The 23,342-nt window shown below is 49.7% G+C and carries 21 protein-coding genes and 3 tRNA genes; 18 read left to right on the top strand and 6 right to left on the bottom strand.

The features are described from left to right. Positions 1-50 precede the first annotated feature (50 nt). The 8 genes from alaS to CWI69_RS05460 all read left to right on the top strand — a co-directional run bounded on the left by alaS (position 51) and on the right by CWI69_RS05460 (position 6,796). The gene (gene alaS / locus CWI69_RS05495; protein WP_126762593.1) at positions 51-2,651 is read left to right on the top strand and encodes an alanine--tRNA ligase; all 2,601 of its coding nucleotides are present in this window, start codon (positions 51-53) and stop codon (positions 2,649-2,651) included. Positions 2,652-2,836: 185 nt separating this feature from the next. Next, the gene (gene csrA, locus CWI69_RS05490) at positions 2,837-3,028 is read left to right on the top strand and encodes a carbon storage regulator CsrA (RefSeq protein ID WP_126762866.1); all 192 of its coding nucleotides are present in this window, start codon (positions 2,837-2,839) and stop codon (positions 3,026-3,028) included. A 182-nt stretch (positions 3,029-3,210) separates the two neighbouring features. Beyond that, a tRNA-Ser gene (locus CWI69_RS05485) sits at positions 3,211-3,303 on the top strand. A gap of 15 nt (positions 3,304-3,318) precedes the next feature. Next, positions 3,319-3,395 (top strand) — tRNA-Arg (locus tag CWI69_RS05480). Positions 3,396-3,421: 26 nt separating this feature from the next. Beyond that, a tRNA-Arg gene (locus CWI69_RS05475) sits at positions 3,422-3,498 on the top strand. Between the two features lie 114 nt (positions 3,499-3,612). Then, positions 3,613-3,849, top strand: coding sequence for an OadG family transporter subunit (locus CWI69_RS05470; RefSeq protein ID WP_126762592.1), 237 nt, complete (start codon positions 3,613-3,615; stop codon positions 3,847-3,849). 18 nt (positions 3,850-3,867) lie between these two features. Beyond that, positions 3,868-5,658 (top strand): sodium-extruding oxaloacetate decarboxylase subunit alpha, encoded by a 1,791-nt coding sequence (gene oadA / locus CWI69_RS05465; protein ID WP_126762591.1) that lies wholly within the window; start codon positions 3,868-3,870, stop codon positions 5,656-5,658. A gap of 7 nt (positions 5,659-5,665) precedes the next feature. Beyond that, positions 5,666-6,796 (top strand): sodium ion-translocating decarboxylase subunit beta, encoded by a 1,131-nt coding sequence (locus CWI69_RS05460; protein WP_126762590.1) that lies wholly within the window; start codon positions 5,666-5,668, stop codon positions 6,794-6,796. Between the two features lie 49 nt (positions 6,797-6,845). Here the strand turns inward: CWI69_RS05460 and CWI69_RS05455 are convergent, their stop codons facing one another. Both CWI69_RS05455 and CWI69_RS05450 read right to left on the bottom strand, forming a co-directional pair. Beyond that, positions 6,846-7,025, bottom strand: coding sequence for a hypothetical protein (locus CWI69_RS05455; RefSeq protein WP_126762589.1), 180 nt, complete (start codon positions 7,023-7,025; stop codon positions 6,846-6,848). 15 nt (positions 7,026-7,040) lie between these two features. After that, positions 7,041-9,068 (bottom strand): response regulator, encoded by a 2,028-nt coding sequence (locus CWI69_RS05450; protein WP_198678891.1) that lies wholly within the window; start codon positions 9,066-9,068, stop codon positions 7,041-7,043. A gap of 179 nt (positions 9,069-9,247) precedes the next feature. On the opposite strand from CWI69_RS05450, the gene gshA reads away from it, so the two are divergent. Then, positions 9,248-10,861, top strand: a complete 1,614-nt coding sequence (gene gshA, locus CWI69_RS05445) for a glutamate--cysteine ligase (protein WP_126762587.1) — start codon at positions 9,248-9,250, stop codon at positions 10,859-10,861. Next, positions 10,858-11,478: a transglycosylase SLT domain-containing protein gene (locus tag CWI69_RS05440; protein WP_241971035.1), complete on the top strand. Its 621-nt coding sequence runs from the start codon at positions 10,858-10,860 to the stop codon at positions 11,476-11,478. The genes gshA and CWI69_RS05440 overlap by 4 nt, the downstream gene beginning before the upstream one ends. A 14-nt stretch (positions 11,479-11,492) precedes the next feature. Here CWI69_RS05440 and CWI69_RS05435 read toward each other — a convergent pair whose 3' ends face one another. Next, a complete protein-coding gene (locus tag CWI69_RS05435; RefSeq protein ID WP_126762584.1) occupies positions 11,493-12,794 on the bottom strand; it encodes an HlyC/CorC family transporter in 1,302 nt (433 codons plus the stop codon). 93 nt (positions 12,795-12,887) lie between these two features. Then, positions 12,888-13,676: a cytochrome C assembly family protein gene (locus tag CWI69_RS05430; protein ID WP_126762582.1), complete on the bottom strand. Its 789-nt coding sequence runs from the start codon at positions 13,674-13,676 to the stop codon at positions 12,888-12,890. A 158-nt stretch (positions 13,677-13,834) separates the two neighbouring features. On the opposite strand from CWI69_RS05430, the gene ffh reads away from it, so the two are divergent. The 6 genes from ffh (at position 13,835) to tyrA (ending at position 18,525) form a co-directional block, all read left to right on the top strand. After that, positions 13,835-15,208: a signal recognition particle protein gene (gene ffh, locus CWI69_RS05425; protein WP_126762580.1), complete on the top strand. Its 1,374-nt coding sequence runs from the start codon at positions 13,835-13,837 to the stop codon at positions 15,206-15,208. A 106-nt stretch (positions 15,209-15,314) separates the two neighbouring features. Next, entirely contained in the window at positions 15,315-15,563 is a 249-nt protein-coding gene (gene rpsP / locus CWI69_RS05420) for a 30S ribosomal protein S16 (RefSeq protein ID WP_126762578.1), read from the top strand. A 21-nt stretch (positions 15,564-15,584) separates the two neighbouring features. Continuing rightward, positions 15,585-16,115: a ribosome maturation factor RimM gene (gene rimM, locus CWI69_RS05415; protein ID WP_126762576.1), complete on the top strand. Its 531-nt coding sequence runs from the start codon at positions 15,585-15,587 to the stop codon at positions 16,113-16,115. Continuing rightward, on the top strand, positions 16,115-16,885 hold the full coding sequence (gene trmD, locus CWI69_RS05410) for a tRNA (guanosine(37)-N1)-methyltransferase TrmD (RefSeq protein WP_126762574.1): 771 nt from the start codon (positions 16,115-16,117) through the stop codon (positions 16,883-16,885). Before rimM ends, trmD begins: the two co-directional genes overlap by 1 nt. 20 nt (positions 16,886-16,905) lie before the next feature. Further along, positions 16,906-17,265: a 50S ribosomal protein L19 gene (rplS, locus tag CWI69_RS05405; RefSeq protein ID WP_126762572.1), complete on the top strand. Its 360-nt coding sequence runs from the start codon at positions 16,906-16,908 to the stop codon at positions 17,263-17,265. Between the two features lie 102 nt (positions 17,266-17,367). Next, positions 17,368-18,525 (top strand): bifunctional chorismate mutase/prephenate dehydrogenase, encoded by a 1,158-nt coding sequence (tyrA, locus tag CWI69_RS05400; protein ID WP_126762571.1) that lies wholly within the window; start codon positions 17,368-17,370, stop codon positions 18,523-18,525. On the opposite strand, the gene CWI69_RS05395 is transcribed toward tyrA, so the two are convergent. Beyond that, on the bottom strand, positions 18,472-18,855 hold the full coding sequence (locus CWI69_RS05395) for a response regulator (protein WP_126762570.1): 384 nt from the start codon (positions 18,853-18,855) through the stop codon (positions 18,472-18,474). The two genes, tyrA and CWI69_RS05395, sit on opposite strands and share 54 nt — an antisense overlap. A gap of 78 nt (positions 18,856-18,933) precedes the next feature. On the opposite strand from CWI69_RS05395, the gene CWI69_RS05390 reads away from it, so the two are divergent. Further along, positions 18,934-19,560, top strand: coding sequence for a cytochrome b/b6 domain-containing protein (locus CWI69_RS05390; protein ID WP_126762569.1), 627 nt, complete (start codon positions 18,934-18,936; stop codon positions 19,558-19,560). A 4-nt stretch (positions 19,561-19,564) separates the two neighbouring features. On the opposite strand, the gene CWI69_RS05385 is transcribed toward CWI69_RS05390, so the two are convergent. After that, positions 19,565-20,029 (bottom strand): c-type cytochrome, encoded by a 465-nt coding sequence (locus tag CWI69_RS05385; RefSeq protein ID WP_126762568.1) that lies wholly within the window; start codon positions 20,027-20,029, stop codon positions 19,565-19,567. Positions 20,030-20,247: 218 nt separating this feature from the next. On the opposite strand from CWI69_RS05385, the gene CWI69_RS05380 reads away from it, so the two are divergent. Further along, the gene (locus CWI69_RS05380) at positions 20,248-23,340 is read left to right on the top strand and encodes an amidohydrolase family protein (protein ID WP_126762567.1); all 3,093 of its coding nucleotides are present in this window, start codon (positions 20,248-20,250) and stop codon (positions 23,338-23,340) included. Positions 23,341-23,342: the final 2 nt, after the last annotated feature.

Here is a 23,342-nt window from a genome sequence, read left to right as displayed (position 1 = left end):
CTAATTCGAGCATAATTTTCACCCTGATAAGCAGCAGTAGGAAAGAGTTCATGAGTATGACCAGCGCGGAAGTCCGTGAAGCGTTTTTGTCCTATTTCGCCGACCGTGGTCACCAACGTGTAGCATCGGCATCACTGATTCCTGGTAACGACCCTACCTTGTTATTTACCAATGCAGGTATGGTGCCGTTTAAAGATGTATTTCTGGGCGATGAACAGCGTGACTATAACCGTGCCACATCTTCGCAACGTTGTTTGCGGGCGGGCGGTAAACATAATGACCTGGAAAACGTAGGCTATACCGCACGCCACCATACTTTTTTTGAAATGCTGGGAAACTTCAGTTTTGGTGACTATTTCAAACGTGAAGCCATTCAATATGCCTGGGAATTTCTGACCGAGGTGCTGCAGTTACCGAAAGAAAAACTTTGGGTAACTGTTTTTACCGAAGATGACGAAGCTTACGCCATTTGGGCTAATGAGATTGGCGTTCCGCAAGATCGTATCTCGCGTATTGGTGAAAAAGATAACTTCTGGGCGATGGGGGATACTGGTCCTTGTGGCCCATGCTCAGAAATTTTTTACGATCACGGTGAAGACGTCTGGGGTGGCCCACCGGGCACACCAGAAGAAGATGGTGATCGTTACATTGAGATCTGGAACCTGGTCTTCATGCAGTACAATCGCCAAGCTGACGGTACACTGCAGCCATTGCCCAAGCCATCCGTCGATACCGGCATGGGGCTGGAACGTATTGCGGCAGTGTTGCAAGACGTGCATAGCAACTATGAAATTGATCTGTTCCAGGCGCTCATCAAAGCTGCAGCGGACATTATCGGGACGCGGGATCTGGATAGTAAATCGCTGCGCGTTATTGCTGATCATATTCGCTCCTGTAGTTTCCTGATTGCTGATGGCGTACAACCTTCTAACGAGGGGCGTGGCTATGTATTGCGTCGGATCATCCGTCGTGCGGTACGTCACGGTAATATGCTCGGTGCGCAGGGGCCATTTTTCTATAAGCTCGTTGCTGAACTGTTGCGACAAATGGGCGCAGCCTATCCGGAATTGCAAAGCAAAGAGAAAGTTATCAGTGATGCTTTACTGCGCGAAGAAGAACAGTTTGGCAAGACCCTGGAACGTGGTCTGGCAATTCTGAACGATGCGCTTGCGGATCTGCAGGGTAGCGTGATTCCTGGTGAAGTTGTCTTCAAGCTTTACGACACCTATGGTTTCCCGGTCGATCTAACCGCCGACATTGCCCGTGAGAAAGAGCTGACTATTGATGTAGAAGGCTTCGAGCGAGCAATGGAAGCGCAGCGCAAACGCGCGCAGCAAGCCTCGCAGTTTGGTGTTGATTACAATGAGCGGTTAAAGTCGTCGCATCGCAGTGAATTTACTGGCTACAGCGCCACCAGCGGCACCAGCGAAGTGGTGGAGCTGTTCGCAGACGGCGAAAAGGTTAAGCAGCTAAGCCCTGGTCAACAAGGTGTTGTGGTGCTTTCACAGACCCCATTTTATGCCGAAAGTGGTGGACAGGTGGGGGATGTTGGTCGCTTCCTGATCGACGGTACCGTATTTGTGGTCGAAGATACCCAGTACATTGGCAAGGCTATTGCCCACCATGGCCGCGCAGAAGCCGAGTTACAGCTAGGTGATCGCGTCAAAGTTGAAATTGACAGCCAACGGCGCGCCGCGATTAAACGCAACCACAGTTCAACGCACCTGTTACACGCCGCATTGCGTAATGTTTTAGGTGAACATGTAACCCAAAAAGGTAGTTTGGTAACCGCCGAACGCTTACGGTTCGACTTCTCTCATTTTGCTGCATTAACTGCAGCAGAAATTGATGCAATCGAACTCCAGGTAAATGAAGAAATTTTCGCCAACCACCAGTTAACTACAGCATTAATGCCAATTGAAGAAGCGAAACAGGCTGGCGCGATGGCATTGTTCGGTGAAAAATATGATGATGACGTGCGGGTCGTGCGCATGGGCGACTACTCGATGGAACTTTGTGGTGGCACTCACGTAGAACGCACCGGCGACATTGGCATGTTCCGTATTGTCAGCGAAGCAGGGATTGCCTCTGGGGTGCGGCGCATAGAAGCCGTCAGTGGCTTAGCGGCGGTCAGACACAGTCAGCATCAGCAACAGCTGTTGCGGCAAAGCGCAGGTCTTCTGAAGGCCGATCCTGCCCATTTACCAGAGCGCCTTCAGCAACAGCTGGATCGTGCCAAAGGACTCGAACGTTCAATTGCTGATTTACAACAGCAACTAGCGGCACAAGCAGGAGGAAGCCTGGTTGATGATGCCCTCGAAATCGCTGGCAAAAAAGTGATCTTGGCCCAATTAGAAAACGTAGAGAGTAAAGCACTGCGTGGAATGGTTGACGATCTGAAAAATCAGCTGGGTAGCGGTATTGTGGTGCTAGCTATTGCGAACGACAACAAGGTAAGCCTGATTGTTGGCGTGACCAAAGATTTAACCAGCAAGGTTAAAGCCGGCGATATTGTCAATGTGGCTGCTGCGGAGGTCGGCGGTAAAGGCGGTGGTCGTCCTGATATGGCGCAGGCCGGAGGCACGGATAGCAGCAAGGTAAGCCAAGCTCTGGCAGCTGCACAAGGTCGCATTGAAGAGTTATTACGGTAAAGAGTGGACAAGACGACCTCGACTTGAGTAATCAAGCTGTCATGGTTGAGGTTTCCTTGCTAGAATAAAAGTTGCATGACATCTGGTGAGGATTCATGCAAATCATTGAGAATAATTCAGGCTGGTCGTGTGGTGTTTTCTCATGGATGCCCACACAAATAAATAGTAGGGAAGGAGCAGGTAAAATGTTGATCTTAACCCGTCGAGTGGGTGAGACCTTAATGATTGGTGATGAGGTCACAGTCACAGTATTGGGTGTAAAAGGGAATCAAGTGCGCATTGGAGTAAATGCGCCCAAGGATGTCTCAGTGCACCGAGAAGAAATTTATATGCGGATTCAGGCTGAGAACCAAGACAAGCCAGAATCGTCTGACTAGATTAGACCTGCGTAAAAGCTGATGCATTGGCATCAGCTTTTTTGATCTATAACCTGTCAAAATGACGAGTTCTGTGGGAATTTTGCCCGAGATGTTTAAAAATCCCACAAACGCACCGTAAAACGGAAAAAATCGTTTGACATTATTGTCAGTGCCGCTAGAATTCATCGCCACAAGTAAGCGGTGAGGTGGCCGAGCGGCTGAAGGCGCTCCCCTGCTAAGGGAGTATAGGGTTTGTAGCCCTATCGAGGGTTCGAATCCCTCCCTCACCGCCATTATTTGTTTGCAACGCGCTCGTAGCTCAACTGGATAGAGTACCTGGCTACGAACCAGGCGGTTGGAGGTTCGAGTCCTCCCGAGCGCGCCATTTGCAACCCCATCAGATTAAACGACGCGCTCGTAGCTCAACTGGATAGAGTACCTGGCTACGAACCAGGCGGTTGGAGGTTCGAGTCCTCCCGAGCGCGCCATTTCTTAGATTTATATCTCCTATAGAACCAACTAACGCTTACGCATCAGAAAGTTGTGTTATTCTGCTTTTAAGTTACGCTTATTTATACAACTAAAAAGGCAGGTTAACGACGATGCAGCAGCAACTTCAGGAAGCACTATCTATTATGCTCACCGGCATGATCACGGTGTTCGTGTTTCTTACTCTCCTTCTTCTGGCGATGGGCTTGTTACGTCGTTTTGTCGGCACTGAAGAAGAGCACCCTGCCTCACGTTCCTCTACTGCCACGCGCACTGCTAAAGCTAGTGATACTCAGCGATTAGCTGCAATTACCGCAGCTATCCATGCTTATCGGCGCGAGCACGAATAAACTTACAGGAGCCCAAGGATGACAAAACCATTAAAGTTGACCGAACTCGTTTTGCGCGATGCGCATCAATCGCTATTAGCAACCCGCATGCGGCTGGACGATATGTTACCGATTGCCGAGCAGCTCGATAATGTGGGGTATTGGTCGATGGAATCCTGGGGCGGGGCAACCTTTGATTCCTGCATTCGTTATCTGGGTGAAGACCCCTGGGAACGCATCCGGGAATTAAAGAAAGCGATGCCAAAGACGCCGCAGCAAATGCTACTGCGGGGACAGAATTTATTAGGTTACCGGCACTATGCCGATGATGTTGTGCGTCGTTTTGTCGAACGCGCCAAGGAAAACGGAGTTGATGTTTTCCGTATTTTCGATGCCATGAACGATGTCCGTAATCTCGAGACTGCAATCAAAGCAACCAAAGATGTTGAAGGTCACGCGCAGGGCACAATGGCTTATACCATTAGTCCTGTACATACCCTCGAAAAATGGTTGGAAATGGGTAAGGAGCTTGCCGATTTAGGCTGTGACTCACTGTGCATCAAAGATATGGCCGGACTGCTGCGTCCACAAGCGGCTTATGACTTGATTACCGGCTTAAAAGAAGCCACAGGCTTGCCGATTGCAATGCAATGTCATGCGACCACGGGATTAAGTACTGCGACCTATCAGAAAGCGATTGATGCAGGTATTGATATGCTCGATACCGCAATTTCCTCAATGAGCATGACTTATGGTCATTCAGCGACAGAAACCCTGGTTGCAATGACCGAGAATACGGATCGTGATACTGGGCTGGATCTTGAACAGTTGACAGAGATCGCCAGCTATTTCCGTGAAGTACGTAAGAAGTACGCGCAATTTGAAGGCTCGTTAAAGGGCGTTGACGCCCGCATCTTGCTGGCGCAAGTGCCTGGCGGCATGTTGACCAATATGGAAAATCAGCTGCGCGAACAAGGCGCAGCAGATAAGTTTGACGAAGTTCTCGATGAAATTCCGCGCGTCCGCGAAGATCTTGGATTTATTCCGCTGGTAACACCGACCTCTCAGATTGTCGGAACTCAGGCGGTAATGAATGTCTTAAGTGGTGAGCGCTACAAATCCATTTCGAAGGAAACGAAAGGTGTGCTGCGGGGTGAATATGGTGCTACCGCAGCGCCAGTCAACAAAGAGTTGCAGGCTAAGGTGCTTGACGGTGACGAACCTATTACTGTCCGTCCGGCCGATTTAATTGATGATGAAATGGATAAGCTCACCGAGGAACTCCGTGAACATGCGAAAGAGAAGTCGTTACGAATCGCCGAAAATGAAGTTGACGATGTCTTAACTTACGCATTGTTCCCTCAGATTGGCTTAAAGTTTCTCGCCAACCGTGATAACCCGGATGCCTTTGAACCGGAGCCGCAAGCTGAGTCGGAAACTCCACCAGAAGCCAATGCAAAAGCGCAGCCAGCGACACCTGCCAAAGGTGGTAAAGCCACCTACAAAGTGAAAGTTGATGGCAAGTCGTTCACCGTAGAAGTGGGCCCTGCAGGCGAGGTTAGTTCAACTGAAACTTCGGACAGCGAAGAAGCAAGCAGCGGTTCGAGTTCCGGTGAGGGCGAACCCGTCACTGCACCCCTGGCCGGTAACGTATTTAAAGTTCTAGTGAAGCCGGGTCAGGAAGTGGCGGAAGGCGAGGTTCTTATCATCGTCGAGGCGATGAAGATGGAAACCGATATTAAAGCAGATCGGGCAGGGGTTGTGGCGCAGGTCCACGCCCGTGAAGGTGACAGCGTTGCCGTCGGTGACGTTTTAATAGAATTGGAGTAATGGTGACATGGATCGTTGGCTAACCTTATGGGAAAGTACCGCGCTAGCAGCTTTTACCTGGGGCCAGGCAGGCATGATGCTGGTCGGCGCATTATTGCTTTATCTGGCAATTCGTAAAAAGTTTGAACCCCTGCTGCTACTGCCAATTGGATTTGGCGCGATTTTAGCAAATATACCCCTTGCCGGACTCAATGACCCGGGCGGAATTCTTTATTACATCTACGTAGTGGGTATTGATACCGGCGTCTTTCCGCTGTTGATTTTTATGGGTGTTGGGGCAATGACGGACTTTGGTCCCTTATTGGCAAATCCCCGCACACTGCTGTTAGGCGCAGCAGCGCAGTTTGGTATTTTTGCGACGTTGCTGGGAGCCATTGCGCTTAACGGTTTACCCGGGTTTGAATTCTCTATGCAGGACGCCTCAGCAATCGCCATTATTGGCGGCGCTGACGGTCCGACAGCCATCTTTCTGGCATCTAAGTTAAGTCCTGATCTACTCGGTGCAATAGCGGTCGCTGCCTATTCCTATATGGCTTTAGTACCTATTATTCAACCGCCCATCATGCGCCTCTTGACGACCAAGGAAGAGCGCGCGGTGAAGATGGAACAATTACGTCCGGTCGGACGTCGCGAAAAGATTTTGTTTCCGTTGGCGGTGTTGTTTCTGACGTTACTGTTTTTGCCGACGGCAACGCCACTGGTAGGCATGTTCTGTCTGGGTAACTTAATGCGCGAATCGGGCGTTGTTGAACGCTTGAGTAAGACAGCCCAGAATGAGCTTATTAATATTGTAACTATCTTTCTTGGTCTGGCGGTGGGCTCGAAGTTGTCAGCCAGTGAGTTCCTTAGCTTGCAGACAGTTGGAATATTAGCGCTTGGCGCAGTGGCCTTCAGTATCGGTACCGCCTCAGGTGTGTTGATGGCCAAGCTGATGGCTAAATTCAGTAAATCACCAATTAATCCATTAATAGGTGCTGCCGGTGTTTCTGCGGTGCCAATGGCCGCCCGGGTCGTTAACAAAGTTGGCCTGGAAGCTAATCAGAATAATTTTCTGCTGATGCACGCCATGGGACCGAACGTCGCTGGGGTGCTTGGCTCCGCGGTAGCGGCCGGTATTCTGTTAGCTTTAGTAGGGTAACTGCCTGGCGTAACTGCCGGAGCTAATTGCCCGAAAATGGACGTCAGTATCAGAACTGACGTCCTGTTATCCATAGCAGTAAGCTGTAGACGATGGCAATAAACGCACTGACAATCAAAATGTAAATAAAACCTTTGCGACCGTCCCTGAAGCTATGACCATTAGCACTCAGATAAACCCACCAGAGCACGCATAAAACAATTGGAATCAGAAATAAAAAGCGAATCATAATTTTCTACCTGGTTTAAGGTTGCCGTTCAACCCACAACTTGAGATCAGAGGCTGCCAGTGCAGCCTGCTGCAGCATTGGCGCTAGCCGCGTAATGTGGTCCGCTACCTTATCATGTTCAGCACGTTTCATTGCCTCTTCAAGTTGCGTAGCAAGACGTTCCACCCCGAGCAGTCCAAGATTAGCAGCAGAGCCTTTCAGCGTGTGGAAATAGCGTCGCGCTTGATCATGCTGGCCTTTGCTCATGAAGTCGACAATTTTTAATGGTGCCTCGTTATAACTTTCCTTTAAGCGTTCTACCAGTTGCACGTAGAGTTCGACATTGTGGTTTAAACGCTCCATAGAGCTCTGAAAGTCGATATCGTGGTGAGTCGGGTAGCGAACCTGCGGTTGTGTTCTGGTCTCGCTTAATCGTTCGTCAGAGTCTTTCTTGCAGTCGCGGCGGCACCATTTTTCTACCGCCTGACGTAATTTGTTTTCGTCTATGGGTTTGCCAAGATGATCTTGCATTCCCGCTGCCAGCGATTTTTCGATGTCTTCGTTGGCATTATTCGCGGTCATCGCGATAATTGGCAGCTGCTCATAAGAATAATGCGCCCGAATGGCCCGTGCTGCGGTATAGCCATCCATAATTGGCATCTGGATATCCATGAGCACCAGACCAAAATCATTGCGCTCAACTAAAGCAAGTGCTTCTTCTCCGTTGGTTGCTAACTCGACCTGCAGGCCTAAATGCTCGAGCATTTCTTTGGCAATATGCTGGTTGATGTCATTATCTTCGACCAGCAGCACGCGGGTGCCTGATAAGCCATCAAGTGGCTGTTCCGCATCCTCTGCGGGCGCTGATGGTTGCAACGCAAACACCGAAGCTAACGCGCGAATGACGGTATTGCTGGTATAAGGTTTAAGTAACTGTTCCTTCACACCAATTTGCTTTGCGCGTTCAATGAGTTCACTGGCGTGGTAGCTGGTTGCCAGGATGCAGGCAGGTGCCTCATCACTAGCCTGTATTTTGGTGCAAAGCTCGAGTCCGCTCATACCGGGTAGCTGCCAGTCTACAATGCAGACGTCGAAAGACTGCTGCTGCAGTGACTGCAGGGCATCTTCGGCGGTACGCAAACTCGTCACCTGTAACTGGATACTGCGTAACATATCATTCAGCATTTCTCGTGTGGTCAGGTTATCTTCCACAATAAGAACCCGTTTGCCGACCAGCGCCGTTAGCACTTGCTCGGGAATACGTTGCTGCCTTGGCTGCTGCAATGGCAGCTGCAATTCAATGAAGAAAGTAGTGCCCTGGCCTTTACTACTGACGACCCCTATACCGTGTTCGTTCATTAATTTTACAATGCGCTGGCTAATGGCCAGGCCGAGACCGGTGCCGCCGTATTTGCGTGTCGTTGAGGTGTCGGCCTGGGTAAAGGCCTGAAATAAACGGTGGCGCTGCTCTTCATCCATGCCGATGCCGGTGTCGGTCACCGATAGCCGGAGATACAGATGACTGTCGGTTTCATCGAGTTTAGTAACTGCCACCACGACTTCACCATGTTCGGTAAATTTAATGGCATTACTAACCAGATTCACCAGCACCTGATTCAGGCGCAACGGGTCACCGATGAGGCGGGTCGGTAAATTAGGTGGTAACTGAATGATGAACTCGAGGTTTTTATCGTGCGCCCGGTAAGCGAAGAGGTCGGCAAGATTGCGCAAGACTTCCTCTAAATCAAACGGGATTTTTTCGATCGTGAGTTTGTCTGCTTCCAGCTTAGAGAAATCGAGCAGGTCATTAATAATGCCGAGTAAAATTTTCGAGGAACTTTCGATGGATTTCAGGTAGCCACGTTGCTTGTTATCGAGTTCGGTTTTAAGACATAATTGTGTCATCCCCAAAATGGCGTTGATGGGGGTACGGATTTCATGGCTCATATTCGCCAGAAATTCACTTTTAGCTTCATTGGCGGCTTTGGCAGCGGCAATTGCCTGCTCCATATCGGCAAGGTCTCGGAGTTGCTCGGTACTGGGCGGTTTTTTTTCCGACGCCATTTCGTCTGCTACCATGGTCGATTATGCGGGATTTAAGAATAGCTTCATGATGCCATGCAATGGTACATTCGCCAAGTAGGTAAATGCTGTGTAATTATACCCGGATCATGGACGTAGCCACTGATAAACAGTAAGCTTTGCATCATCTAATGCAGAAGTTGTAACAGGCAGGAACCAGTTTGCAGAAATCGCTGTTGAATACACTTGAGCACTTTAAAACACTTCCGAATCAAACTGAGCTGCGGGGTTTTCAGCGCGGCATTGAGCGTGAGTGTCTGCGCATCACCCCGACGGGCAAGCTTGCCGCTACGGGGCATCCTCCTGAGTTAGGTAAAACGCTGACCCATCCGCATATTACGACGGACTATGCTGAGATGCTGTTGGAGTTTATTACTCCAGTGGCAACTGATGTTCAGGTCACCCTTGACCAGCTCACCGATATTCACAGCTATACCTATCGTTATTTGGGCGATGAATTGATGTGGCCGTTAAGCATGCCGTGTTTTGTCGGCGATGCCGGTGACATTCATATTGCGCGTTATGGCCACTCTCATAGTGGCCGGATGAAGAATCTTTATCGTCAGGGATTAACCTACCGCTATGGTGGTGGCATGCAAATTATTTCTGGCGTGCATTTTAATTTTTCTATTCCGCAGGCTATGTGGGAAGCTCTTGCAGCGCAGGATGGTGAAGAATTAAGCGCCGAGTACATCTCGAGCCGGTACTTTGGTTTAATCCGTAATTACAAACGACTTTGCTGGGTAATACCTTATTTATTTGGCGCGTCACCGGCAATCTGTCAGTCGTTTTTAGAACACACTGATGGTGCGATGGAGTTAAAGAAGCTCGGCAAAGGTACGGTGTATCGTGAGTTTGGCACGGCTCTGCGGATGAGTGATCTGGGCTATACCAATAAAGAGCAAGCTGATCTGCAGATTACCTATAATTCTTTACAGGATTACGTATCGCGATTACGCCGTGCCATCACCACGCCGTCACAGCGTTTTGCTAAAATCGGCGTGAAAGAAGTTGGTGCCAATGGCGAAGCTGATTATCGCCAACTGAACGCCAACATTTTACAGATCGAGAATGAATTCTATTCACCGATCCGGCCGAAACGTGTCACTAAAAGCGGCGAAACGCCAACTCAGGCGCTGGAACGCGGTGGCGTTGAGTATATTGAAGTGCGGGCACTGGATGTAAACCCATTTAGTCCTATCGGTATCACAGAAGCGCAAATCCGTATGCTCGATTTGCTGTTGTTACAGTGCTTGCTAAATGATAGCCCCGAATTGAGCTGGGAAGAGCAACAGATTACTGAGCGCAATTTCACAAAAGTTGTGCTGGATGGCCGCGACCCGCGTTTGAGTTTGAACGATCAGGGGCATGACCGACCGATTGCAGATTGGCTGGAAGAACTCTTTGCGGATTTACACGATATCGCAAAGTTTCTTGATGCCGATGGCCAGGCGCACTATCAGCAAACCGTAGCAGAGCACTATCAAATGGTATTAAATCCGGAGTTAACGCTTTCCGGACAAATGCTGCGCATCTTGCGTGAAGAAAACCTCGATAATAGTCACCTTGGACTGCGTCTGGCGAAAGAGTACAAAAAACAACTGGATCAGCCTTTGCGGTACTTTTCTGAAGCTGATTTTGTCGCGTGGCGGGATGCCTCCATTGCCGAGCAAGAAGCACGTGAGCAAGCCGAAGCAGGGACCTCATTCGATGACTATTTAGCGACTTACTTTGAAAAAGCGCGTTGTACCGCGGCGGAATGCGCCAAGTCATGACGCTAAAGCTAAAGGCCGTACTCTCAGGCTGCATACTGGTGACCTTAGTTGGCTGTGCTTCAGCTCCGCCGAAGCAACCTGACGATTTGTGCGAAATCTTTTACGAGAAACGCGATTGGTACGACGCTGCTGCGCAAATGCGCGATAAGTGGGGCGTACCTATACAGGTCCCCATGGCGATGATGTATCAGGAAAGTTCATTTAAACACGATGCTGTGCCGCCACGAGATTACTTGTTGTGGATTATTCCCTGGGGCCGGGTGAGCAGTGCATACGGCTATTCTCAGGCGAAAACCCCAACCTGGGATGACTACGAACGTGAGACGGGCAACAGTTGGGCATCGCGTGATTCTTTTGCTGATGCGCTTGATTTCATGGGGTGGTTTATTAATAAAAGCCATCGGATTAACGGCGTCTCGAAGTGGGACGCTTATGGCCAATATTTAAATTACCATGAAGGCTGGGGTGGGTATCAACGCCAGACGTATCGCTCGAAAGCCTGGTTGATGTCTACCGCAGAGCGGGTGAAACAACGCGCCGCAACTTACGGCGCGCAATTACGCAGTTGTGAAGATGAGCTCAAACGGGGCTGGTTCTGGCGGTTGTTCTTTGGTTAAGCCAAAGGTCAGGTTCAGCTAAACAGGTTTTGTTGCTCCAGGTGACGTGACTCGCTGGGCAAAAAGCGAATTTGTTTCACCATACTTTCGCTACTTTCCAGAATCTCCAGAGCATAACCTTCGATACGCATACAAAGCGGATATTGTGGGATATCGCCGAGCAACTCAATGATCAAACCGCTAACGGTTTTCGGGCCATCAGTAGGTAATTCCCAGTTTAACTCTTTGTTCAGCTCGCGAATATTGGCGTTCCCCTCAACAATGATCGAGCCGTCTTCCTGAGGACTCACTGACTCACTCGGGGTCGGAGTGATGTTGGTAGTAAAATCACCGACGATCTCTTCCAGAATATCTTCCAGTGTAACCAATCCCTGGATGTCACCGTATTCATCAACCACCAGACCGATCCGCTCTTTGTTGTGCTGGAATTTCAACAGTTGCACATTAAGCGGAGTACCCTCGGGGATGTAGTAGATTTCACGTGCGGCGCGAATAAGCTCAGCTTTATCGGCATCACCGCTGGTTTTGGTAACGATTTGCATAATGTCACGGGCGTGTAAAAAGCCAATTGCATCGTCAATCTCGTTCCGGTACAACAGCAAACGTGTATATTGCGCTTGCGACAGTTGTTTGATGATCAATTTAATGTCGTTTTGTACGTCAATGCCACTGATATCCGCGCGCGGAATCATTACGTCTTCGACGGTGACTTTTTCCAAATCAAGAATACTCAGCAGCATATCCTGGTGACTGCTGGGAATCATCGACTGCGCTTCGTTCACGACCGTGCGTAATTCTTCAGAACTTAAAGCATCCTGACCCAGGGTGGTGTTTGGGTTGATCCCGAGTAAGCGCATGAAGCCGTTAGTGATAAAGTTTATCGAGGCGACGAACGGATACATTAAGGTAAGTAAAGGTTTCAGAATAATGGAGCTGGGAAATGCCACCCGTTCCGGATGTAACGCGGCAATGGTTTTTGGCGTCACTTCGGCAAAAATGAGCACCACCAGCGTCAGCGCAAAGGTGGCGACAACAATTCCTGCATCGCCAAACCAGCGAATACAGAGCACCGTTGCGATTGCAGAAGCTGCAATATTGACCAGGTTATTGCCGATTAGAATCAAGCCGATCAAGCGGTCCGGGCGATCCAATAAATATTGGACGCGCTTTGCACCTGCATGATCTTGTTGTGAGAGATGGCGTAAGCGATAACGGTTAACTGACATCATGCCAGTTTCCGATCCTGAAAAGTACGCCGAGAGAAACAGTAATAGACCCAAAATCATTAACAGGGTCGATGTGGCTATTTCGTCCAAGAAGGTTACCTATTTTTAATACGTGAATGCCTAATTTAATGAGCGCGGCAGACAAGTCAAGTTTGACAAGGATTTTTCTTGCCTTATCCGTGATTAGCTCAATAGTACATCGCGGACAAAACGACTACCGAAGTAGCCCAAACTAAGAATGATGCTAGCAATAACACTAGCAATGACGAGGCTGCGACCGCGGATATTTGATACACCATGCAATAAAACTACGCTGAGGTAGATGATCGCAGCGACGGAGCTTAATAAAGTTTTATGTGACTGGCCCTGGGCGAACATATCATTGAGAAACACGAAGCCGCTACCAATGGCGATGAACAGCAGCAGTGTGCCGGTGCTCAATAAGCGGAAAAAATAACTCTCGACTACCATCAATGGCGGCAGGTAGCTGGCCAAAGCGTTCATGCGATGATTTTTCAACAGATAGGTGAGGTAGAGCAACTGTACCGCGTACAAGGTCGCTAACATGAGAATTGCGTAAGCAAGTAGACTCAGGACAATATGAATCACTAAGCCATGGGTTTCCGCAATAGTTGCGCCCCAGCTGGCAGGACTCAACCACAAGATAATACAGCTGATAGCCGCAAACAGGTAGATAACAGGGCGCAACACCAGGCCGCTATTACGCTTTATGCTGATCAACGAAATCAAAGCAAGTAGAAATGCAACGACACTGAGGCTACTCGCGACGTTCAGATGATCGAAGTCGTCACCAGCAAGGTAAACCCACAGCAAAAAGCCATGGCTGATCACCGCTGCCGACGCGATCGCCCAGGATAATTTTTGCGGCGCACCAGCAATGGCCAACTGCCGCCACATCACGGTAGTACTGGCAATATAGAGAAGCAGAGTTAGAACAAGAAGGCTCAGCATGTCGGTTCCCAAAAATTAAGTTTTTCTAACTTCCTGAGATTGTTGCTCAAGTATATGCATTGTCGTAACGAAACCCAATAGGGTTGGGAAATTTTGCTTGATTTACGATATACTCGACACACTATCATTGTCAGCTAGCAGTAGATGGACAGTATCCCATGTTTGAAAATTTAAGCGACCGCTTGTCGCAGTCATTGAAAAATATTACCGGCCGCGGCCGGCTTACCGATGACAATATCAAAGACACCCTGCGCGAAGTGCGTATGGCCTTATTGGAGGCTGATGTTGCGCTGCCCGTGGTGCGTGACTTTATAAAACGGGTGAAAGAGCGCGCCGTCGGTACCGAGGTAAACAAAAGCCTGACCCCAGGCCAGGTGTTCCTGAAAATTGTACAGCAGGAACTCGAGCATGCTATGGGTGAGGGTAATGTACCCCTTAATCTCGCTACTCAGCCGCCAGCGGTTATTTTGTTGGCTGGTTTACAGGGTGCAGGTAAAACTACCAGTGTTGGTAAACTGGCCCGGTTTTTACGTGAACGCGAGAAAAAGAAAGTATTAGTGGTTTCTGCCGACGTTTACCGTCCTGCTGCGATCAAGCAGCTGGAAACTTTGGCCCAGGAAGTCGAGGTTGAATTTTTCCCGTCGTCTACTGATCAGAAGCCGGTGGCGATTGCAGAAGCTGCGATCAGTCACGCCCGCAAGAAATTCATTGACGTGGTATTAGTCGATACGGCCGGTCGTACGGCGATTGATGAAGCCATGATGGCTGAAATTAAAGACTTACATCGCGCGATTAAGCCGATCGAAACCCTGTTTGTGGTGGATGCCATGACCGGACAAGATGCGGCGAACACAGCGAAAGCCTTTAATGAAGCCTTACCACTGACGGGTGTCATTCTTACCAAAACCGACGGTGACGCGCGGGGTGGTGCGGCTCTGTCGATCCGCCATATCACCGGCAAACCGATCAAATTTTTAGGTGTGGGCGAAAAAAACAACGCACTTGAACCTTTCCATCCGGAACGAGTTGCGTCGCGCATATTGGGCATGGGCGATGTGATGTCGCTGATCGACGAGCTGGAACAGAAAGTTGATCGCAGCAAAGCCGAAAAAGTTGCGAAGAAAGTCATGAAGGAAGGCAAGTTCTCCCTTGAAGACTTTCGTGAGCAGCTGGCGCAAATGCGTGACATGGGCGGTATGATGGGCTTGATGGACAAGATGCCAGGTATGGGCAAGATGACCTCGCAGATGAAAGGGCAGCTGGACGATAAAATGACCGTCCGCATGGAAGCGATCATTAGTTCAATGACTCCCAAAGAAAGAGACTACCCGGATCTTATTAAAGGCTCACGCAAACGTCGTATCGCCGCTGGTTCAGGCACTCAGGTGCAAGACGTCAACAAATTACTGAAGCAGTTTTTGCAGATGCAAAAAATGATGAAGAAAATGAAAGGCGGCGGCATGGCGAAAATGATGCGAAGCATGGGTGGAATGGGTGGCAAAATGCCACCAGGCATGTTCCCTAAACGCTAGAGAATACTTGCATTCGACAGAAAAATCGGTAGAATTGCCGGGCTCTTCGACCACGGTCGGAGGTTTTTCTATTTACTTAACATTAAAAACTGTATCGAGGAACGTAATGGTAACCATTCGTTTACAACGCGGCGGCGCCAAAAAGCGCCCATTCTACCAAATGGTAGTAACCGACAGTCGCAATGCCCGCGACGGTCGTTTTATTGAAAATGTAGGCTTCTTTAACCCGCTAGCGCGTGGTCAGGAAGAAAAATTGCGTGTTGATTTAGAGCGTGTTGACCACTGGGTTGGTACTGGCGCTACTTTATCTGAGCGTGTAGCAAAGCTTTTAAAAGATGCGCGTAGCGCAGCTTAATCGACGATTTGAAAGGTAGCTATGAATCATCCTGCTGAATACGTTGTCGTTGGCCAGTTAGGCGCAGTGTACGGGGTAAAAGGCTGGATAAAGGTTCAAAGTTACACGGACGACGTTGAAGCCATATTTGATTATCACCCTTGGCAAATTCGTTTACAGGGTAAAGTGCAAGATGTCACTGTCGATGAATGGCGTCGGCATAACAAAGGACTGATTGCTAAATTAGCTGGTGTAGAGGATCGCGATGCTGCGCACATGTTAACAGGTGCCGACATTGTGATTAGCACAGCGCAATTACCTGAATTGCCAGAGGATGAGTTTTACTGGCGCGATTTGATTGGTATGACAGTCGTAAATACTGACGGTTATAACATGGGAGTCGTTGACCAGTTAATGGCCACAGCATCCAATGATGTGATGGTGGTTAAAGCGAACAGCAACGATGCATTTGGTCGCTCTGAACGTTTGATTCCGTTTATTCAGAGTCAATACATTCAAGCAGTGGACAAAGAGAATAAACGCATTGTTGTGGACTGGCCGTCGGACTTTTAATGGCTGCGAAACTACAGGTGGGCGTGATTACGCTGTTTCCTGAAATGTTTCAGGCAATTTCCGACAACGGTGTTACGGGTAGAGCAGTTCGCGATGGGTTGTTAGACATAACGTTAACTAACCCGCGGGATTTTACTCACGACAAACATCGTACCGTAGATGACCGCCCTTATGGTGGCGGGCCTGGTATGTTGATGATGGTGCAACCGCTGACTGATGCGATTGCTGCCGCGAAACAACAACTGGGAGCCAGTACCAAGGTGATTTATTTATCACCCCAGGGTCGCAGACTTGATCATGAGGGCGTGCGCGAGCTCGCCGGAAATGACAGGTTGATCCTAATTGCCGGTCGCTATGAAGGCATTGATGAACGTGTTATTACACGTCACGTTGATGAGGAATGGTCGATTGGGGATTACGTGTTAAGTGGTGGCGAGTTGCCCGCAATGGTTTTAATAGACAGTGTGGCGCGGCTGATTCCCGGAGTTCTCGGGCATCAGGACTCAGCAACAGAAGATTCGTTTGCTGCTGGTCTACTCGATTGTCCCCATTACACACGGCCAGAAAATTTAGATGGTGAGGCGGTACCACAGGTTTTGTTAAGTGGTAACCACGAAAAAATTAGACGCTGGCGTTTACAGCAGGCTCTTGGTAGAACCTGGTTGCGACGTCCAGAATTGTTAAATAACCTAGCTCTGACTGACGAGCAGCAAGCTTTACTCGATGAATTTATTCATCAGTATCAAGCTGAGTCTGACGCGGGTAGTTAATCTGGGAAAGTGAGGCTAACATGGCAAAAGTAAGTCACAATTTGATCAAAGCGGTCGAAGACGAACAAATGAAGAAAGACCTTCCGGACTACGCGCCCGGTGATACAGTGGTCGTTAATGTTAAGGTTGTTGAAGGTAACCGTGAGCGTGTTCAGGCATTTGAAGGCGTGGTTATCGGCAAGCGTAACCGTGGATTGCACTCTGCAATGACGGTTCGTAAAGTGTCAAATGGTGAAGGCGTTGAACGTACTTTTCAGGTACACAGCCCGATCATCGACAGCATCGTTGTGAAGCGTAAAGGTGCGGTACGTCGTGCTAAGCTTTACTACTTGCGTGAGCGTTCAGGTAAATCTGCACGTATCCGCGAGAAGCTGTCTTAAGCTTTTGCTTAGAAGCACCCGAAAAAACCCGCCAATGGCGGGTTTTTTTATGGCTAAAATCAGGCACAATGCTCCTATGCGTTCAAACGAGGAGTTCTGGTCATGTCCGATCCGTCAGCCGAAAATTCAGATGTACGGTTACAGCAATTACGTGAAGCTATTGATGAGACGGATAGCGCGTTACTAAATCTGTTACAGCGTCGTAAACAACTGGCAGCTGAAGTAGGGGTAGTGAAGCGTTCACTAGGTCAGCCCTTGTATGTGCCGGAACGCGAAACCAGGCTTCTGGCGGCGCGGCGTGACGAAGCGCGTGCAGTGGGTTTGTCGCCTGATCTTATCGAAGATGTGCTGCGCCGGGTCATCCGGGAATCCTACCAGCAACAGCAGGCTGCGGACGTGCACTTGCAGGATAAGACCATAGTCGTGGTTGGGGGGAAAGGAGCGTTAGGCGGTTTATTCGTTGAGCGCTTCCGTGAAGCCGGCGCGACAGTTCATTGTCTCGATCAGGATGACTGGGAACAGGCGGAAAGCTATTGCCAGGCAGCCGATCTGGTTTTAGTAAGTGTGCCGATCGCAACCACTGAAGCAGTTATCAGCAACTTACCTGAGTTACCCAAACATTGTATTCTGGCGGATGTTACCAGTGTCAAACAGCAACCGCTGCAAGCCATGTTGAATCACCACGACGGACCCGTTGTAGGGCTGCATCCTATGTTCGGACCTCAGGTGGCAACTCTGGCGAAGCAGCTGATCGTTGTCACTGAAGGTCGGCAACCGCAGGACTACCAGTGGTTGCTCGATACCTTATCGCGCTGGGGCGCGCAACTCTATACCACGACGGCTACGCAACATGATGAAGCTATGGGCTTTATTCAGGTTATGCGGCACTTATCAACCTTTGTTTACGGCGCTCATCTGGCGGAAGAACGCGCTGACTTACAGCAGTTGCTCGATTTAAGCTCGCCTATCTATCGACTTGAACTCATGATGGTGGGAAGGTTATTTGCTCAAAATGCCGATCTCTATGCCGATATCATTCTTGCGCACCCCGAAAACTTTGCCATGCTGCGACGTTACTTAGCTACTTTCGATGAGTGTTTAGGTACTTTGGAAAAGGGTGATAAATCGAAGTTTGTCGAGAAATTCGCCGAAGTTAGTGCCTATTTCGGCGAATTTTCACAGAAGTTCCTGGAAGATAGTCAACGTTTACTTGCCAGTGCTGACGATGCGCATCAACTCAGCCAGGTCGCCCGGCGCTAGCGGTTTCTGAAGTAGCTTGTTTATGCCAGCGGCTTCACACTCAGCTTGAAATTCTTCCGGTTTATGGCCGGAGACCATTGCGGTAACAGGGGTTGCTTCGCCCAGCGTGTCATGCACTTTGCAATAGAGTTCGACGCCGTTAAAATCAGGTAGCTCCTGGTCCAGTAACACCAGATCGGGACGTTGTTCGGTAATCAAATCGAAAGCTTCCTGTCCGGTTAAAGCGGTTTTCACATTAGCGTCCGGAAAGTGAGCGAGCATTGCTTTCATGACTTCGAGTGAAATAACATCGTCATCGACGATGACTACATTTACTTGCTTAGTCGTCATGGTTTTCCTCCGTAATGACTAGGTCTACAACACTAGCAAATTTAACGCAAAAACGATATTCGCCAACGGAGATTGGGCATGAGTAAAGTTTGGGACGCATTTGTACGCGGCTATCACTGGTTACTGGTTATTGGTATTGCGGTACTCTGGTGGACCGCAGAGAATGGCTACATGGAATGGCACTTGCGCACTGCGATAGGTGTTGGTTCGCTACTTGTGGCGCGTATGGTCTGGGCGATTGCAGGTAGTCATAATGCCCGTTTTTCCGCCTTTGTCAGGGGGCCTAAAGCAGTCATTTCGCACTTTAAGGACCTGCTAAAAGGTGATTACCAACCTGGCACATCACACAATCCCGCAGGCGGCTGGGCGGTTCTGGCGCTGTGGCTGGTGCTGTTCGTTCAACTAAGTACCGGACTTTTTGCCACTGATGAAATATTCTTCTCCGGTCCGCTGGCAAGTCTGGTCAGTAGCGCTACGCAGGAGCAGCTGACCGATATTCATAAGCTTAACTTTAACCTGCTACTTGGTCTTATCGCGGTGCACGTGGTAGCTATCGTTTTTTACTGGTTGCGCGGCACCAACCTGCTTGCCGCAATGCTACACGGAAAGCGCGAGTTAAATCGCGCCCCGCGCCTGTATAACAGTATCTGGGGTTGGCTGCTGGCAGCCGTCATCGCCGCCAGTGCCTGGTACTTCTGGGGCTAGCAGATTAATCCTTGTACTGGTCGTGACAGCCTTTGCAGGTATCTGCGGTCTGCATAAAGGCATCGCGAATTTGTCCCCGGTCACCTGAATTTGCCGCGCTGGCTAACTTGTCGGCATTGGCCTGCAGCTGCGTAGCACGGTCCTGAAAGTCATCCCAGTTATCCCAGATAGCGGGCAGAGCATCGGTGTTATTGCCGGGCATCGCACCTTCCTGAGAGAACCCTACCCAAGGCACGGACGCGAGTTTTGCTACGGTTTCTGCACGCTCGGTGAAAATAGCCAAATCAAAGGGCATATCGCCTTTGAGCATATCGCCCATGTAGGCAAAGTTATTCTGCATGACTGAAAGTGCTTTTTGCCGGTATTCAACAGCTTTGTCGGCATCATTGAAGGCATGTTGAGCGACCACCGTCGCGCTGGCAAGCGTTGCGGCGAGAATGAGTGATGTGCGTACCGCTTTCGAAAACATAAGAGGTTTCCTTTTGTTGTTACTGTTGCAATAAATATTGCAATGGAATGCAGTTGTAATTGGGTTCAGCAGAGATACTACAACGCTTTACCGACTTATCTAAGCTGTTTATCCCTTATTGGATTGCGTTTAACTCAATGCTACCTTTAATGTAAGCTAAGTTAATAGGAAGTAAAACCAAAATACCACCACAGACAAACCTTATAAAGGGGACGCCGATGATTAGCAGTAACCGCCTCAGCAAGCTGGCGGTTGCGATGTGTGCAGCGCTACCAGCGTTAGTATCAGCATCGCAAACCACCACTGTGCAAGGGTTGCACGACAACTCATCAAGCTACGTTGCGCTGCAGAATGCGACCATCGTTACCGAGCCTGGGCAGACTATTGAGAATGCTACCCTGGTCATTCGCAACGGCAAGATCGAACGCATCAACGAAAACAATCGGGCGCCTGAAGGCGCGCGAGTTATTGACCTTTCGGGACACACGGTTTATCCCGGCTTTATCGATGCCTACAGTAACTATGGTGTGCCGAAGCCAGAAAAAACTGACCGGGGTCCCTGGTTTTCGACCCGTCCTGAATACAATAACAAGCGCGAAGGCGGCAACGCTGCCAATGATGCGATTCATGCGCAGAGCAAGTGGGTTGATCGTGCAGCGAGCGACAGCAAAAGTGCGGACGATTACATTCAGCAAGGTTTTACTGCGGTACAAAGTGCTCGCCTTGATGGCATCTTTCAGGGGCAGGCGGTAACTCTTTCGCTGGCCGACAAGATTGCCAATGACGTGGTTTATGAAGCGCAAGCACGCCATTTCGGCTCGTTCGACAAAGGCTCATCACAGCAGCAATACCCGAATTCCCTGATGGGATCTATCGCTTTAATCCGGCAAACCTTGTCGGACGCGAACTGGTACGAGCAGGCCTACGGTAAAGAATCGTACAAAGGACCGGTAGAGTACAATGCAGCGTTGGCTGAGCTTGTACCTGTGGAACAGGAAGGAATGGTTTTCGCGGTAACTGATGATAAATCATTATTACGTGCGCACAGTGTATTCAGTGAGTTTGATGTGCCGGTAACCTATGTTGGCTCAAATTACGAGTATGCGCGTCTCGACGCCATCAAGGCGACCAATTCTACGTTGATTTTACCGTTGAATTTTCCGGCCGCACCAGAGGTTTCAGGCGTTAATGATCATCTTGACGTCGAATTAGCCGATTTGCGTCATTGGGAGCGAGCTCCCGGTAACGCGGCTGCGCTGTCGGCGGCAAATGTTGATTTCTCTTTCACCCTGCATCAGCTGAAGAAAGCCGATGAGTTCTGGCCAAACCTGCGGAAGGCTGTACAGCATGGCTTGAGTAAAGAACGCGCGCTGGCGGCATTAACAACTATTCCGGCGCGTATCGCCGGTGTCTCTGACAAAGCCGGAAAAATCGCTCCGGGGTATATGGCTGATTTAGTGGTTGCTGAAGGCGATCTGTTTACTAAGGGCACGATCAAATCCGTCTGGTTGCAAGGTGAAGAAAAAGAACTTGCACCGCTGCGCAAGGCTGACTTTAGCGGCACCATCGCGGCCACGATTGCCAACCAGGGTGTGACGCTCGAGTTAAAGGGTGACGAAACCATTGCTGGCGAACTGGTCGTTGGCGACAGTCGCAGCAAGTTGCGCGCAAGTCGTCGTGATGAAAGCTCGGTGTCGTTTGTGGTTGATGCTGAACTGGCTGGTACTGCCGGCACCTGGCGCATGCAGCTTGAACAAACTGCTGAAAATACCTACGCCGGTGTAGCGGTCGGACCTGACGGACGTGAGTTAAACTTTACCGGCAGTAGCGAAGCTGCGAGTGCTGCAACCGAGAGCGCTAATACAGATGCTTCTGCGAAGGTTGAATACGTTAGCCGCTTAACCTTCCCAAATGTTGCCTATGGCCTTGATGGACTCCCGGAACGTCAAAACCTGCATATCAAAAATGCAACGGTTTGGACTGCAGAAGATGAACAAGGGGTATTGGAACAAACGGACATCCTGATCCGTGATGGCGAGTTTTATCGCATTGGTGAGAACCTTCGTACACCATCAGGTTATACCGTTATCGACGCCACCGGCATGCATGTCACGCCGGGTATTATCGACGAGCATTCGCATATTGCGATTGACCGCGGTGTGAACGAAGCGTCGGAAGCCATCACTGCTGAAGTTCGCATTGGTGACGTGGTTAACCCTGATGATATTCATGTCTACCGTTCACTGGCTGGTGGTACCACCATGGCGCAGTTACTGCATGGTTCAGCGAACCCAATTGGTGGCCAGGCACAGGTGATTAAACTGCGTTGGGGCGCAACTGCCGACCAAATGAAGTTTGATGCAGCGCCGCCGTCAATTAAGTTCGCCTTGGGTGAGAACGTTAAACAAAGTCGTTATCCGTCATGGTTGAGTAGCCGTTATCCGCAGACGCGCATGGGTGTTGAAACCCTGATGCGTGACGGTTTTACAGCAGCGCTTGATTATCGTGAGCGGATGGAGGCCTATAAAAAGCTAAGCCGTAGTGAACGCGCGAAAACTGCGCCACCACGTCCGGATTACCGTTTGCAAACGCTGCTGGAAATCCTCGACCGTGAGCGCTTTGTGCACGCACACAGCTACGTGCAATCAGAGATCCTCATGCTGTTACGGCTGGCGGAAGATTTTAATTTCACCCTGACCACGTTCACGCACATTCTGGAAGGCTACAAAGTAGCATCTGAAATGGCGAAACATGGTGCGGGCGGTTCTTCATTTGCCGACTGGTGGGCATACAAGTTTGAGGTCTATGATGCGATTCCACAAAACGCGTGTTTGATGTCTGAAAAAGGCGTTTTGACCAGCATTAACTCTGACAGTAACGATTTGCAGCGTCGTCTGAATACTGAAGCTGCGAAGTCGGTCACCTACTGTGGTATGTCTGAGCATGAAGCGCTGCAAATGGTAACGCTGAATCCGGCCAAGCAACTTAAGGTTGATCAGTATGTGGGCAGTATTGCTGAAGGCAAACATGCCGACTTTGTAATCTGGAATAATCATCCGTTAAGTTCCTATGCCCGGGTTGAACAAACCTGGATCAATGCCCGCAACTACTTCAACCGTGAGCGCGACGAAGTCCTGCGCGCAGAGTTGCAGGAAGAGAAGCAGGCGTTAATGCAAAAAGTGTTGGCGGATCCATCAGCAAGCAAGGGCGCCGAGAACGGCTATAAGCGTGAACAGCCAAGCTGGCACTGCGATACCGAGCATGACACATGGCTACAAACCTTTACTGCGCATAGCCACGGAGGACACTAATA

This window comes from Pseudidiomarina halophila, from assembly GCF_003987215.1.
In the GTDB taxonomy this organism is placed as follows: Bacteria; Pseudomonadota; Gammaproteobacteria; order Enterobacterales; family Alteromonadaceae; genus Pseudidiomarina; species Pseudidiomarina halophila.
Note: the sequence above shows the minus strand (reverse complement) of the source record. Positions and strands in the feature narration are given on the sequence as shown.

Coding starts and splice junctions, on each gene's coding strand:
- alaS (WP_126762593.1), top strand. CDS start 51: ATGAGTATGACCAGCGCGGAAGTCCGTGAAGCGTTTTTGTCCTATTTC.
- csrA (WP_126762866.1), top strand. CDS start 2,837: ATGTTGATCTTAACCCGTCGAGTGGGTGAGACCTTAATGATTGGTGAT.
- CWI69_RS05470 (WP_126762592.1), top strand. CDS start 3,613: ATGCAGCAGCAACTTCAGGAAGCACTATCTATTATGCTCACCGGCATG.
- oadA (WP_126762591.1), top strand. CDS start 3,868: ATGACAAAACCATTAAAGTTGACCGAACTCGTTTTGCGCGATGCGCAT.
- CWI69_RS05460 (WP_126762590.1), top strand. CDS start 5,666: ATGGATCGTTGGCTAACCTTATGGGAAAGTACCGCGCTAGCAGCTTTT.
- CWI69_RS05455 (WP_126762589.1), bottom strand. CDS start 7,025: ATGATTCGCTTTTTATTTCTGATTCCAATTGTTTTATGCGTGCTCTGG.
- CWI69_RS05450 (WP_198678891.1), bottom strand. CDS start 9,068: ATGGCGTCGGAAAAAAAACCGCCCAGTACCGAGCAACTCCGAGACCTT.
- CWI69_RS05440 (WP_241971035.1), top strand. CDS start 10,858: ATGACGCTAAAGCTAAAGGCCGTACTCTCAGGCTGCATACTGGTGACC.
- CWI69_RS05430 (WP_126762582.1), bottom strand. CDS start 13,676: ATGCTGAGCCTTCTTGTTCTAACTCTGCTTCTCTATATTGCCAGTACT.
- ffh (WP_126762580.1), top strand. CDS start 13,835: ATGTTTGAAAATTTAAGCGACCGCTTGTCGCAGTCATTGAAAAATATT.
- rpsP (WP_126762578.1), top strand. CDS start 15,315: ATGGTAACCATTCGTTTACAACGCGGCGGCGCCAAAAAGCGCCCATTC.
- rimM (WP_126762576.1), top strand. CDS start 15,585: ATGAATCATCCTGCTGAATACGTTGTCGTTGGCCAGTTAGGCGCAGTG.
- trmD (WP_126762574.1), top strand. CDS start 16,115: ATGGCTGCGAAACTACAGGTGGGCGTGATTACGCTGTTTCCTGAAATG.
- rplS (WP_126762572.1), top strand. CDS start 16,906: ATGGCAAAAGTAAGTCACAATTTGATCAAAGCGGTCGAAGACGAACAA.
- tyrA (WP_126762571.1), top strand. CDS start 17,368: ATGTCCGATCCGTCAGCCGAAAATTCAGATGTACGGTTACAGCAATTA.
- CWI69_RS05395 (WP_126762570.1), bottom strand. CDS start 18,855: ATGACGACTAAGCAAGTAAATGTAGTCATCGTCGATGACGATGTTATT.
- CWI69_RS05390 (WP_126762569.1), top strand. CDS start 18,934: ATGAGTAAAGTTTGGGACGCATTTGTACGCGGCTATCACTGGTTACTG.
- CWI69_RS05385 (WP_126762568.1), bottom strand. CDS start 20,029: ATGTTTTCGAAAGCGGTACGCACATCACTCATTCTCGCCGCAACGCTT.
- CWI69_RS05380 (WP_126762567.1), top strand. CDS start 20,248: ATGATTAGCAGTAACCGCCTCAGCAAGCTGGCGGTTGCGATGTGTGCA.